Source organism: Enterobacter sp. BIDMC 27 (genome assembly GCF_000534415.1).
Lineage (GTDB): Bacteria > Pseudomonadota > Gammaproteobacteria > Enterobacterales > Enterobacteriaceae > Enterobacter > Enterobacter hormaechei_C.
The window spans coordinates 1,124,388-1,138,462 of sequence record NZ_KI973178.1; the positions used below are offsets into that span (position 1 = coordinate 1,124,388).

The window sequence follows — 14,075 nt, forward strand, 5'->3', positions numbered from 1 at the left end:
CTGGATCAAGCTGAAAATTGAAACGACACACAGCTCATGTGTGTTCGAGTCTCTCAAATTTTCGCAATCAGAAGTGAAACATCTTCGGGTTGTGAGGTTAAGCGACTAAGCGTACACGGTGGATGCCCTGGCAGTCAGAGGCGATGAAGGACGTGCTAATCTGCGAAAAGCGCCGGCGAGGTGATATGAACCCTTGACCCGGCGATGTCCGAATGGGGAAACCCAGTGCAATCCGTTGCACTATCGTTAACTGAATACATAGGTTAACGAGGCGAACCGGGGGAACTGAAACATCTAAGTACCCCGAGGAAAAGAAATCAACCGAGATTCCCCCAGTAGCGGCGAGCGAACGGGGAGCAGCCCGGAGTCTGAATCAGCTTGTGTGTTAGTGGAACGGTCTGGAAAGTCCGACGGTACAGGGTGATAGTCCCGTACACGAAAGCACACATGCTGTGAACTCGAAGAGTAGGGCGGGACACGTGGTATCCTGTCTGAATATGGGGGGACCATCCTCCAAGGCTAAATACTCCTGACTGACCGATAGTGAACCAGTACCGTGAGGGAAAGGCGAAAAGAACCCCGGCGAGGGGAGTGAAAAAGAACCTGAAACCGTGTACGTACAAGCAGTGGGAGCCTCTTTATGGGGTGACTGCGTACCTTTTGTATAATGGGTCAGCGACTTATATTCTGTAGCAAGGTTAACCGTATAGGGGAGCCGAAGGGAAACCGAGTCTTAACTGGGCGTTAAGTTGCAGGGTATAGACCCGAAACCCGGTGATCTAGCCATGGGCAGGTTGAAGGTTGGGTAACACTAACTGGAGGACCGAACCGACTAATGTTGAAAAATTAGCGGATGACCTGTGGCTGGGGGTGAAAGGCCAATCAAACCGGGAGATAGCTGGTTCTCCCCGAAAGCTATTTAGGTAGCACCTCGTGAACTCATCTTCGGGGGTAGAGCACTGTTTCGGCTAGGGGGCCATCCCGGCTTACCAACCCGATGCAAACTACGAATACCGAAGAATGTTATCACGGGAGACACACGGCGGGTGCTAACGTCCGTCGTGAAGAGGGAAACAACCCAGACCGCCAGCTAAGGTCCCAAAGTCATGGTTAAGTGGGAAACGATGTGGGAAGGCACAGACAGCCAGGATGTTGGCTTAGAAGCAGCCATCATTTAAAGAAAGCGTAATAGCTCACTGGTCGAGTCGGCCTGCGCGGAAGATGTAACGGGGCTAAACCATGCACCGAAGCTGCGGCAGCGACACTATGTGTTGTTGGGTAGGGGAGCGTTCTGTAAGCCGTTGAAGGTGTGCTGTGAGGCATGCTGGAGGTATCAGAAGTGCGAATGCTGACATAAGTAACGATAAAGCGGGTGAAAAGCCCGCTCGCCGGAAGACCAAGGGTTCCTGTCCAACGTTAATCGGGGCAGGGTGAGTCGACCCCTAAGGCGAGGCCGAAAGGCGTAGTCGATGGGAAACAGGTTAATATTCCTGTACTTGGTGTTACTGCGAAGGGGGGACGGAGAAGGCTATGTCAGCCGGGCGACGGTTGTCCCGGTTTAAGCATGTAGGCGGAGGTTCCAGGTAAATCCGGTACCTTGTTAACGCTGAGGTGTGATGACGAGGCACTACGGTGCTGAAGTGATAAATGCCCTGCTTCCAGGAAAAGCCTCTAAGCATCAGGTAACACGAAATCGTACCCCAAACCGACACAGGTGGTCAGGTAGAGAATACCAAGGCGCTTGAGAGAACTCGGGTGAAGGAACTAGGCAAAATGGTGCCGTAACTTCGGGAGAAGGCACGCTGATGTGTAGGTGAAGCCCCTGCGGGTGGAGCTGAAATCAGTCGAAGATACCAGCTGGCTGCAACTGTTTATTAAAAACACAGCACTGTGCAAACACGAAAGTGGACGTATACGGTGTGACGCCTGCCCGGTGCCGGAAGGTTAATTGATGGGGTTAGCGGCAACGCGAAGCTCTTGATCGAAGCCCCGGTAAACGGCGGCCGTAACTATAACGGTCCTAAGGTAGCGAAATTCCTTGTCGGGTAAGTTCCGACCTGCACGAATGGCGTAATGATGGCCAGGCTGTCTCCACCCGAGACTCAGTGAAATTGAACTCGCTGTGAAGATGCAGTGTACCCGCGGCAAGACGGAAAGACCCCGTGAACCTTTACTATAGCTTGACACTGAACACTGGTCCTTGATGTGTAGGATAGGTGGGAGGCTTTGAAGCGTGGACGCCAGTCTGCGTGGAGCCAACCTTGAAATACCACCCTTTAATGGCTGGTGTTCTAACGTAGACCCGTAATCCGGGTTGCGGACAGTGTCTGGTGGGTAGTTTGACTGGGGCGGTCTCCTCCCAAAGAGTAACGGAGGAGCACGAAGGTTGGCTAATCCTGGTCGGACATCAGGAGGTTAGTGCAATGGCATAAGCCAGCTTGACTGCGAGCGTGACGGCGCGAGCAGGTGCGAAAGCAGGTCATAGTGATCCGGTGGTTCTGAATGGAAGGGCCATCGCTCAACGGATAAAAGGTACTCCGGGGATAACAGGCTGATACCGCCCAAGAGTTCATATCGACGGCGGTGTTTGGCACCTCGATGTCGGCTCATCACATCCTGGGGCTGAAGTAGGTCCCAAGGGTATGGCTGTTCGCCATTTAAAGTGGTACGCGAGCTGGGTTTAGAACGTCGTGAGACAGTTCGGTCCCTATCTGCCGTGGGCGCTGGAGAATTGAGGGGGGCTGCTCCTAGTACGAGAGGACCGGAGTGGACGCATCACTGGTGTTCGGGTTGTCATGCCAATGGCACTGCCCGGTAGCTAAATGCGGAAGAGATAAGTGCTGAAAGCATCTAAGCACGAAACTTGCCCCGAGATGAGTTCTCCCTGAGACTTTAAGTCTCCTGAAGGAACGTTGAAGACGACGACGTTGATAGGTCGGGTGTGTAAGCGCAGCGATGCGTTGAGCTAACCGATACTAATGAACCGTGAGGCTTAACCTTACAACGCCGAAGGTGTTTTGGCGAAGAGACAGACACGATTTTCAGCCTGATACAGATTAACAGAATTTGCCTGGCGGCTTTAGCGCGGTGGTCCCACCTGACCCCATGCCGAACTCAGAAGTGAAACGCCGTAGCGCCGATGGTAGTGTGGGGTCTCCCCATGTGAGAGTAGGGAACTGCCAGGCATCAATTAAGAAGAACCCCGTACCGTAAGGTGCGGGGTTTTTTGCTTTGTACGTTCTGAAAAGTCGGGTGGTGGCCCAGCCTTACCCGCCCTACATGCTTTTCCTCCTTGAAACTTTCTCACCTTTCGCTTGCAGACTCGACATTAACCCCATTTCTGGGTATCGTTAGCTGTCTGGATGTCTAAACGTTTATACGTATGCTTTGAGGATTTAAGGTTATGCCGATTCGGGTGCAGGACGAGCTACCAGCCGTCAATTTCTTGCGTGAAGAGAATGTCTTCGTAATGACAACTTCGCGTGCTTCTGGTCAGGAAATTCGCCCGCTGAAGGTGCTGATCCTTAATCTGATGCCAAAGAAGATCGAAACGGAGAACCAGTTCCTGCGTTTGCTCTCCAACTCTCCGCTTCAGGTTGATATCCAGCTGCTGCGCATTGACGCGCGTGAGTCACGCAACACGCCTGCTGAGCATCTGAATAACTTCTACTGTAATTTTGAAGATATTCGCGATGAGAATTTCGATGGACTGATCGTCACCGGCGCCCCGCTGGGTCTGGTGGAATTTAATGACGTTGCCTACTGGCCACAGATCAGGCAGGTGCTGGAGTGGGCAAAAGATCACGTCACGTCCACCTTGTTTGTCTGTTGGGCGGTACAGGCCGCGCTGAATATCCTCTATGGCATTCCCAAGCAAACCCGCAGCGACAAACTTTCTGGCGTATACGAACACCACATTCTTCACCCGCATGCGCTGCTGACGCGTGGTTTCGATGACACTTTCCTGGCCCCGCATTCTCGCTACGCCGATTTTCCGGCACAGCTGATCCGCGATTACACCGACCTGGAAATCCTGGCCGAAACGGAAGACGGCGATGCCTACCTGTTCGCCAGTAAAGACAAACGCATCGCGTTCGTTACCGGCCATCCTGAGTACGATCCGCATACCCTCGCGTCAGAGTATTTTCGTGACGTTGAAGCGGGTCTGAATCCGGATGTCCCGTACAACTATTTCCCGAAAAACGATCCGCAAAACACGCCTCGGGCAACCTGGCGTAGCCATGGAAATTTGCTGTTTACCAACTGGCTCAACTATTACGTCTACCAGATTACGCCGTACGATCTGCGACACATGAATCCGACGTTGGAGTAATCGTCTGCATTAAACGATCCTAAAGCGTTTCAGCTATTCAGATCAGGCACCTTCGGGTGCCTTTTTTATTTCCGAAATCCAACTCAGCATCGTGAATAACTTTAATTTCATATTAATCAAATCATTGCACGCATAACTCAATTAAAATGGAAATTGTTTTTGATTTTGGAAAAATTATAGATAGTCTTAATTCTGCTGAGCGAAAACTACACAACGATCTTTCGCTCGCGTCGGGGGCGTGATTTTGGATCTTTGATGAGGAGCAGAACGATGACTCAACAGGCAACAACGGTCGATGAACTGACCTTTACCCAGCCGAATGGTGAACAAGAACAGCAAGTTTTGACGGCAGAAGCGGTAGAGTTTCTGACTGAACTGGTGACTCGCTTTACGCCACAGCGTAATAAACTGCTGGCGGCGCGCATTCATCAACAGCAGGAGATCGATAACGGCAAGTTGCCAGGGTTTATTTCGGAAACCGCTTCCATTCGTCATGGTGAATGGAAAATCCGCGGAATCCCTGAAGATTTACAGGATCGTCGCGTAGAGATCACCGGTCCGGTAGAGCGCAAAATGGTGATCAACGCCATGAATGCCAACGTCAAAGTATTTATGGCGGACTTCGAAGATTCCCTCGCGCCGGACTGGCAGAAAGTTATCGACGGGCAGATCAACCTGCGCGACGCCGTCAACGGCACCATCAGCTATACCAACGAAGCCGGTAAAATTTACCAGCTCAAACCGAATCCGGCGGTGCTGATCTGCCGCGTACGCGGTCTGCATTTGCCAGAAAAACACGTCACCTGGCGCGGAGAAGCGATTCCGGGCAGCCTGTTCGACTTTGCGCTGTACTTCTTCCACAACTATAAAAACCTGCTGGCGAAAGGCAGCGGCCCCTATTTCTATCTGCCTAAAACACAGTCCTGGCAGGAAGCGGCGTGGTGGAGTGAAGTCTTCAGCTACGCAGAAGACCGCTTTGGCCTGCCGCGCGGCACCATTAAGGCCACGCTGCTGATTGAAACCCTGCCTGCCGTATTCCAGATGCATGAGATCCTCCATGCGCTGCGTGACCATATTGTGGGCCTGAACTGCGGCCGTTGGGATTACATCTTCAGCTACATCAAAACCCTGAAAAACCATGCCGACCGGGTATTGCCGGATCGTCAGGTTGTCACCATGGATAAACCGTTCCTCAGCGCCTACTCGCGCCTGCTGATTAAGACCTGCCACAAACGCGGCGCCTTTGCGATGGGCGGTATGGCGGCGTTTATCCCGAGCAAAGACGCAGAGCGTAACAATCAGGTGCTCAACAAGGTGAAAGCCGATAAAGAGCTGGAAGCCCGTAATGGCCACGACGGGACGTGGATTGCCCATCCTGGTCTGGCCGATACGGCGATGGAAGTCTTTAACCGCGTACTCGGCGACAACAAAAACCAGCTGTTTGTCACCCGTGAAGACGATGCGCCAATCGCAGAAGAACAGTTGCTGGCGCCGTGTGCGGGCGAACGCACGGAAGAGGGGATGCGCGCCAACATTCGCGTCGCCGTGCAGTACATCGAGGCATGGATCTCAGGCAACGGCTGCGTGCCTATCTACGGCCTGATGGAAGATGCCGCCACGGCGGAAATTTCACGTACCTCCATCTGGCAGTGGATCCATCATCAAAAAACGCTCAGCAACGGCAAACCGGTAACCAAAGCCCTGTTCCGTCAGATGCTGGCCGAAGAGATGCGGGTCATCCAGGACGAACTGGGCGAGCACCGCTTCAGCAGTGGGCGTTTTGACGATGCCGCACGTCTGATGGAGCAAATCACCACCTCTGATGACTTAATCGACTTCCTGACCCTGCCGGGCTACCGCTTCCTGGCGTAATTCACCACATAACAATATGGAGCATCTGCACATGAAAACTCGTACCCAACAGATCGAAGAGTTACAAAAAGAGTGGACCCAACCGCGCTGGGAAGGCATCCGCCGTCCGTACAGCGCAGAGGAAGTGGTGAAGTTACGCGGCTCGGTTAACCCGGAATGTACGCTGGCGCAGAACGGCGCGGCGAAAATGTGGGATCTGCTGCATGGGGGGTCTAAAAAAGGCTATATCAACAGCCTCGGCGCGCTGACCGGCGGTCAGGCATTGCAGCAGGCGAAGGCCGGCATTGAGGCTATCTATCTTTCCGGCTGGCAGGTCGCGGCGGATGCTAACCTTGCCTCCAGCATGTATCCGGATCAATCTCTTTATCCGGCGAACTCGGTGCCGTCAGTGGTGGATCGGATCAACAATACCTTCCGCCGTGCGGATCAGATCCAGTGGGCCGCGGGTATCGAACCCCACGATCCGCGTTTTATCGACTATTTCCTGCCGATCGTCGCCGATGCGGAAGCCGGTTTCGGCGGCGTGCTGAACGCCTTTGAGCTGATGAAATCCATGATTGAGGCCGGTGCAGCGGCCGTTCACTTTGAAGATCAGCTGGCGTCGGTGAAGAAGTGCGGGCATATGGGCGGGAAAGTGCTGGTGCCAACCCAGGAAGCGATCCAGAAGCTGGTTGCCGCGCGTCTGGCTGCTGACGTGCTCGGCGTGCCGACGCTGGTGATTGCCCGTACCGATGCTGACGCGGCGGACCTGATCACCTCTGACTGCGACCCGTATGACAGCGAATTCATTACCGGCGAACGTACCAGCGAAGGGTTCTATCGCACACATGCCGGTATTGAACAGGCGATCAGCCGCGGCCTGGCGTATGCCCCTTACGCCGACCTGGTCTGGTGTGAAACCTCCACGCCGGATCTGGCGCTGGCGAAGCGCTTTGCCGATGCGATTCATGCGAAGTATCCGGGCAAGCTGCTGGCCTATAACTGTTCGCCGTCCTTCAACTGGCAAAAGAATCTGGACGATACGACCATCGCCAGCTTCCAGCAGCAATTGTCAGATATGGGCTACAAGTACCAGTTCATCACCCTGGCGGGTATCCACAGCATGTGGTTCAACATGTTCGACCTGGCGCACGCCTACGCGCAGGGCGAAGGCATGAAACACTATGTTGAGAAGGTGCAGCAGCCAGAATTTGCGGCGGGCAAAGAAGGATATACCTTCGTTTCGCACCAGCAGGAAGTGGGAACCGGCTACTTCGATAATGTGACCACGATTATTCAGGGCGGGGCCTCCTCCGTCACGGCATTAACGGGCTCGACGGAAGAAGCACAGTTCTAATCTTTTCCCCCTCTCCCCCCTCGGGGAGAGGGTTGGGGGGAGGGGGAATATATGTCGCGTGGTCTGGAATTACTGATTGCCCAAACTATTTTGCAGGGCTTTGATGCCCAGTATGGCCGCTTTCTGGAAGTCACCTCCGGCGCGCAACAGCGTTTTGAGCACGCCGACTGGCATGCGGTTCAGCAGGCCATGAAGCAGCGTATCCATCTTTATGATCACCACGTAGGTCTGGTGGTGGAGCAACTGCGCTGTATCACCGACGGTAAAAGCCCGGATGCGGAATTTTTACTGCGCGTGAAAGAGCACTACACCCATCTGTTACCCGACTACCCGCGCTTCGAGATTGCGGAGAGCTTTTTCAACTCCGTCTATTGCCGGTTATTTGACCACCGCTCATTATCTCCTGAGCGGTTATTTATCTTCAGCTCCCAGCCGGAGCGCCGCTTTCGTACCATTCCGCGTCCGCTGGCGAAAGATTTCTTTCCCGATCGCGGTTGGGAAAAGCTCCTGCACCGCGTCTTAACGGATTTGCCGCTGCGCCTGCCTTGGGAGAATAAACCCCGGGATATCGGCTATATCCACGCATATCTCAGTGAAACCTTCGGTGAGGAGGTACTCAGCCGCAGCCATTTGCAGGTTGCCAACGAGCTTTTCTACCGGAATAAGGCCGCCTGGCTGGTGGGCAAACTGGTTACGCCGACAGCTATCGTGCCGTTTCTGCTACCCATTCACCGTACCGACGACGGCGAACTGTTTGTCGATACCTGCCTGACTACCAGCGCTGAGGCCAGCATCGTATTTGGCTTCGCCCGTTCCTATTTCATGGTCTATGCCCCACTGCCTGCCGCCCTGGTGGAGTGGCTGCGCGAGATCCTGCCGGGCAAAACCACCGCCGAGCTGTATATGGCGATTGGCTGTCAGAAGCATGCCAAAACGGAAAGTTATCGGGAATACCTGCGTTATGTCACCACGGCTGATGAGCAGTTTATCGAAGCGCCGGGGATCCGCGGCATGGTGATGCTGGTTTTCACACTGCCGGGCTTCGACCGCGTGTTTAAGGTGATTAAGGATAAATTTGCCCCGCAGAAAGAGATGACCGCCGCTCACGTCCGCGCCTGCTATCAGCTGGTTAAAGAGCACGATCGCGTCGGGCGAATGGCGGATACCCAGGAGTTTGAAAACTTTGTGCTGGATAAGCAGCAGATCGATCCGTCGCTGATGTCGCTGCTAATGCAGGAAGCGCCGACGAAAATTACCGATCTTGGCGATAAGATTGCGATTAGCCATCTCTATATCGAACGCCGGATGGTGCCGCTAAATATCTGGCTGGAGCAATCCGAAGGCCAGGCTTTACGAGACGCCATTGAAGAGTACGGCAATGCGATTCGCCAGCTCGCCGCCGCCAATATTTTCCCCGGCGACATGCTGTTTAAAAACTTCGGCGTCACCCGTCACGGGCGGGTGGTGTTCTACGATTACGATGAAATTTGCTACATGACCGAGGTGAACTTCCGCGATATCCCGCCGCCGCGCTACCCGGAAGATGAACTGTCCAGCGAGCCGTGGTACAGCGTATCGCCGGGCGATGTGTTTCCGGAGGAGTTTCGCCACTGGCTTTGTGCCGACCCGCGCATCGGGCCGCTATTCGAAGAGATGCATGCCGATCTGTTCCGCGCCAGCTACTGGCGCGGGCTGCAAACGCGGATCAAAAATGGGCACGTGGAAGATGTCTATGCTTACCGCCGCAAGCAGCGGTTTTGCATCCGCTTTTCTCCCTCTCCCTGTGGGAGAGGGCCGGGGTGAGGGCATCAGGCGGCAATGCACGTTTAACGAATCCCACCATACGCCAGCGTCACCTCTTTCGCGGCCTTAATCACCATCGCGCCCAGCTCGGTGACGCGGTCGTCGGTCATGCGTGAAATCGGCCCGGAGATGGAGATGGCGGCAAACGGCTCGCGGTGCTCGTCAAAAATGCAGGACGCGAGGCAGCGCAGCCCGAGGGCATGTTCTTCGTCATCAAACGAATAGCCGCGCTTGCGGGTCAGAGCCAGATCTTCTTTCAGATGCACGGGCGACACCAGCGTGGCGTGGGTATAGGCGTGCAGCCCTTTACGGTGCAGCAGCCCCGTTACCTGCTCTTCGCTCAGCTGCGAGAGAAACGCTTTCCCTGCGCCAGAGGCGTGCATCGGCAGCTTGCCGCCAATCGGTGCGGACATGCGCATCAGCTGCGTACACTGCACCTGGTCGATGATAATCGCCTGGTGATCGCTCTGATCCAGCACGGCCAGGTTTACCGTCTCGCCGGACTCCTCCATCAGCTTGCGCAGAATCGGGTGGACAATCGCCAGCAGGTTGCGGCTTTGCAGGAAGCTGCTGCCGACAATAAACGCATGCGCCCCCACCGCCCAGTGTCCCAGCTCGCCCACCTGACGCACGAAGCCCAGCTGCTGCATGGTGGTCAGCAGACGGTGCGTGGTGGAGTTCGGCAGGCCAGCCTGCTGCGCCAGCTCCGTCAGGGCCACGCTACCATGCGATTCGGCTATCCATTCCAGCAGCTTCAGGCCGCGCGTCAGGGATTGAACCTGTCCGCCTGGTTGTGCAGCGGTGGTTGCAGCAGGTTTTCTGCCGCGTTTAGCGGGAACGGTCGTAACCATGACGAACTCCTTTTTCTGTATCGTGGAAATCATTTTCGTTTTATTTGGTGGTTTTGCAACCGCTTTCCTGACTGATCGGAGGAGTGATAGTGAACATGTCTCATGTTACCGCTGTGTGACTTTTCGACCCTGCGAGATTATGCCAGTATGGAACGCAGCCTTTTGGCCATGTTGAGCGTTGTCGGGAGCAAGTGTGAGCAGCAAAGTAGAGCAACTGCGTGCGCAGTTAAATGAACGAATTCTGGTGCTGGACGGCGGCATGGGCACCATGATCCAGGGCTATCGTCTGAGTGAAGACGATTTCCGCGGCGAGCGCTTTGCCGACTGGCCTTGTGACCTGAAAGGGAACAATGACCTGCTGGTGTTAAGCAAACCGTCTGTTATCAGGGATATCCACAACGCTTACTTCGAAGCGGGTGCGGATATTGTTGAAACCAACACCTTCAACTCGACAACCATCGCCATGGCGGATTACCAGATGGAATCCCTGTCGGCGGAGATCAACTTTGAAGCGGCGAAGCTGGCGCGCGCCTGCGCCGAAGAATGGACGGCCCGTACGCCGGACAAGCCGCGCTACGTAGCCGGGGTGCTGGGCCCAACCAACCGCACCGCGTCGATTTCTCCGGACGTCAACGACCCGGCGTTTCGGAACATCACCTTTGACCAGCTGGTTACCGCCTACCGCGAGTCGACCAAAGCGCTGGTGGAAGGCGGTTCCGATCTGATCCTGATTGAAACCGTATTCGACACCCTCAACGCTAAAGCCGCGATTTACGCGGTGAAAGAGGAGTTCGAGGCGCTGGGCGTCGACCTGCCGATCATGATTTCCGGCACCATCACCGACGCCTCGGGGCGCACGCTTTCCGGCCAGACAACCGAAGCGTTTTATAACTCCCTGCGCCACGCCGAAGCGCTCTCCTTCGGCCTGAACTGCGCGCTGGGGCCGGACGAGCTGCGCCAGTACGTGCAGGAGCTTTCGCGCATCGCAGAGTGCTACGTCACCGCCCACCCGAACGCCGGTCTGCCGAACGCGTTTGGTGAGTACGATCTGGATGCCGACACCATGGCGGCGCAAATCCGCGAATGGGCCGAATCTGGTTTCCTCAACATCGTCGGCGGCTGCTGCGGCACCACGCCTGAGCATATCACCGCCATGAGCCGCGCCGTCGCCGGGCTTCCACCGCGCAAGCTACCCGAGCTTCCGGTAGCCTGTCGTCTGTCCGGCCTGGAGCCGTTGACCATCGGCGACGACAGCCTGTTTGTGAACGTGGGTGAACGTACTAACGTTACCGGTTCTGCGAAGTTCAAGCGCCTGATCAAAGAAGAGAAGTACAGCGAAGCGCTGGACGTTGCCCGCCAGCAGGTAGAAAGCGGCGCGCAGATTATCGATATCAACATGGACGAGGGGATGCTTGATGCCGAAGCGGCAATGGTGCGTTTCCTCAACCTGATTGCCGGTGAGCCGGATATCGCCCGCGTGCCGATCATGATTGACTCTTCCAAATGGGAAGTCATCGAAAAAGGGCTGAAGTGCATTCAGGGCAAAGGCATCGTTAACTCCATCTCGATGAAAGAGGGCGTCGATACCTTTATCCACCACGCGAAGCTGGTCCGTCGCTACGGAGCCGCCGTGGTGGTGATGGCCTTCGATGAAGTGGGCCAGGCCGATACCCGCGAGCGCAAGATTGAGATTTGCCGCCGCGCGTACAAAATTTTGACCGAAGAGGTGGGCTTCCCGCCGGAAGACATCATCTTCGACCCGAACATCTTCGCCGTCGCGACCGGCATCGAAGAGCACAACAACTACGCCCAGGACTTTATCGGCGCGTGTGAAGACATTAAACGCGAGCTACCGCATGCGCTGATCTCCGGCGGCGTGTCAAACGTGTCGTTCTCGTTCCGCGGCAACGACCCGGTGCGTGAGGCGATCCACGCCGTATTCCTCTACTACGCCATCCGCAACGGGATGGACATGGGGATCGTCAACGCCGGCCAGCTGGCAATTTACGACGATCTGCCAGCCGAGCTGCGCGACGCCGTAGAAGACGTGATCCTCAATCGTCGTGACGACACCACCGAACGCATGCTGGATCTGGCGGAAAAATACCGCGGCAGTAAATCTGACGAATCAGCCAACGTTCAACAGGCCGAATGGCGCTCCTGGGATGTGAATAAGCGTCTGGAATACTCGCTGGTAAAAGGCATTACCGAGTTTATCGAGCAGGATACCGAGGAAGCGCGTCAGCAGGCCGCCCGTCCGATTGAAGTGATCGAAGGGCCGCTGATGGACGGCATGAACGTGGTCGGCGATCTGTTCGGCGAGGGCAAAATGTTCCTGCCGCAGGTGGTGAAATCCGCCCGCGTCATGAAGCAGGCGGTGGCGTATCTGGAACCCTTTATCGAAGCCAGCAAAGAGAAGGGCTCCAGTAACGGTAAAATGGTCATCGCCACCGTGAAGGGCGACGTACACGACATCGGCAAAAACATCGTTGGCGTGGTGTTGCAGTGTAATAACTACGAAATTATCGATCTTGGCGTGATGGTCCCGGCGGATAAAATCCTCAGGACCGCGCGCGAAGTGAATGCGGATCTGATTGGTCTTTCCGGGCTGATTACGCCTTCGCTTGACGAAATGGTCAACGTGGCAAAAGAGATGGAGCGCCAGGGCTTTACCATTCCACTGCTGATTGGCGGGGCAACCACCTCGAAAGCCCACACGGCGGTGAAAATCGAGCAGAACTACAGTGGGCCGACGGTGTATGTTCAAAACGCCTCGCGCACTGTGGGCGTGGTCTCCGCGCTGCTGTCCGACACCCAGCGCGATGACTTTGTCGCCCGCACCCGCAAAGAGTATGAAACCGTCCGCATTCAGCATGGACGTAAGAAACCGCGCACGCCGCCGGTTTCGCTTCAGGCGGCGCGCGATAACGATCTGGCGTTCGACTGGTCCAGCTATACGCCGCCGGTCGCACACCGTCTGGGCGTGCAGGACGTGACGGCCAGCATCGAAACGCTGCGTAACTACATCGACTGGACGCCGTTCTTCATGACCTGGTCGCTGGCGGGCAAATATCCGCGCATTCTTGAAGATGAGGTGGTGGGCGAAGAGGCGAAGCGCCTGTTTAAAGATGCTAACGACATGCTCGACAGGCTGAGCGCAGAGAAAGCCCTCAACCCGCGCGGCGTGGTGGGGCTGTTCCCGGCGAACCGCGTGGGCGACGATGTGGAAATCTACCGCGATGAAACCCGCACCCACGTGCTGGCCGTGAGCCACCACCTGCGCCAGCAAACCGAGAAAGTGGGCTTTGCCAACTACTGCCTGGCGGATTTCGTCGCACCGAAACTCTCCGGTAAAGCCGACTATATCGGCGCCTTTGCCGTAACTGGTGGTCTGGAAGAAGACGCGCTGGCGGATGCGTACGACGCGCAGCACGATGATTACAACAAAATCATGGTGAAAGCGATCGCCGACCGTCTGGCGGAAGCCTTCGCTGAATATCTGCATGAACGCGTACGTAAGGTGCACTGGGGCTACGCGGCGAATGAGAATCTCAGCAACGAGGAGCTGATTCGCGAAAATTACCAGGGCATTCGTCCGGCGCCGGGGTATCCGGCCTGCCCGGAACACACCGAGAAGGGCACTATCTGGAAGTTGCTGGACGTCGAAGCGCATACCGGCATGAAGCTCACCGAGTCGTTCGCCATGTGGCCGGGCGCGTCCGTTTCCGGCTGGTACTTCAGCCATCCGGACAGCAAGTACTTCGCCGTGGCGCAGCTTCAGCGCGATCAGATTGAGGATTACGCCCTGCGTAAAGGCATGAGCGTGTCAGAGGTGGAACGCTGGCTGGCGCCGAATTTGGGCTACGACGCAGACTAACGT

6 protein-coding genes and 2 rRNA genes are annotated in these 14,075 nt (G+C 55.8%); 7 read left to right on the forward strand and 1 reads right to left on the reverse strand.

The genetic code is table 11. From position 1 onward, the window contains the following. Nucleotides 1-95 precede the first annotated feature (95 nt). From L463_RS17155 to aceK, 6 genes are all read left to right on the forward strand, one after another. Nucleotides 96-3,000 (forward strand): 23S ribosomal RNA (locus L463_RS17155). 69 nt (nucleotides 3,001-3,069) lie between these two features. Then, nucleotides 3,070-3,185: ribosomal RNA gene (rrf, locus tag L463_RS17150) — 5S ribosomal RNA — on the forward strand. A 218-nt stretch (nucleotides 3,186-3,403) separates the two neighbouring features. Next, nucleotides 3,404-4,333, forward strand: a complete 930-nt coding sequence (gene metA / locus L463_RS17145; RefSeq protein ID WP_017382604.1) for a homoserine O-acetyltransferase MetA — start codon at nucleotides 3,404-3,406, stop codon at nucleotides 4,331-4,333. A 270-nt stretch (nucleotides 4,334-4,603) separates the two neighbouring features. Next, nucleotides 4,604-6,205: a malate synthase A gene (gene aceB / locus L463_RS17140; RefSeq protein WP_023295752.1), complete on the forward strand. Its 1,602-nt coding sequence runs from the start codon at nucleotides 4,604-4,606 to the stop codon at nucleotides 6,203-6,205. A 31-nt stretch (nucleotides 6,206-6,236) separates the two neighbouring features. Continuing rightward, entirely contained in the window at nucleotides 6,237-7,541 is a 1,305-nt protein-coding gene (aceA, locus tag L463_RS17135; RefSeq protein WP_023295753.1) for an isocitrate lyase, read from the forward strand. Between the two features lie 51 nt (nucleotides 7,542-7,592). Then, the gene (gene aceK / locus L463_RS17130) at nucleotides 7,593-9,344 is read left to right on the forward strand and encodes a bifunctional isocitrate dehydrogenase kinase/phosphatase (RefSeq protein ID WP_032104800.1); all 1,752 of its coding nucleotides are present in this window, start codon (nucleotides 7,593-7,595) and stop codon (nucleotides 9,342-9,344) included. Between the two features lie 23 nt (nucleotides 9,345-9,367). On the opposite strand, the gene iclR is transcribed toward aceK, so the two are convergent. Continuing rightward, the gene (iclR, locus tag L463_RS17125) at nucleotides 9,368-10,195 is read right to left on the reverse strand and encodes a glyoxylate bypass operon transcriptional repressor IclR (protein ID WP_003860353.1); all 828 of its coding nucleotides are present in this window, start codon (nucleotides 10,193-10,195) and stop codon (nucleotides 9,368-9,370) included. A 193-nt stretch (nucleotides 10,196-10,388) separates the two neighbouring features. On the opposite strand from iclR, the gene metH reads away from it, so the two are divergent. Continuing rightward, nucleotides 10,389-14,072, forward strand: coding sequence for a methionine synthase (gene metH, locus L463_RS17120; protein WP_032104799.1), 3,684 nt, complete (start codon nucleotides 10,389-10,391; stop codon nucleotides 14,070-14,072). Nucleotides 14,073-14,075: the final 3 nt, after the last annotated feature.

Excerpts from the sequence above, each read along its gene's own strand:
- metA (WP_017382604.1), top strand. The coding sequence starts at position 3,404 with ATGCCGATTCGGGTGCAGGACGAGCTACCAGCCGTCAATTTCTTGCGT.
- aceB (WP_023295752.1), top strand. The coding sequence starts at position 4,604 with ATGACTCAACAGGCAACAACGGTCGATGAACTGACCTTTACCCAGCCG.
- aceA (WP_023295753.1), top strand. The coding sequence starts at position 6,237 with ATGAAAACTCGTACCCAACAGATCGAAGAGTTACAAAAAGAGTGGACC.
- aceK (WP_032104800.1), top strand. The coding sequence starts at position 7,593 with ATGTCGCGTGGTCTGGAATTACTGATTGCCCAAACTATTTTGCAGGGC.
- iclR (WP_003860353.1), bottom strand. The coding sequence starts at position 10,195 with ATGGTTACGACCGTTCCCGCTAAACGCGGCAGAAAACCTGCTGCAACC.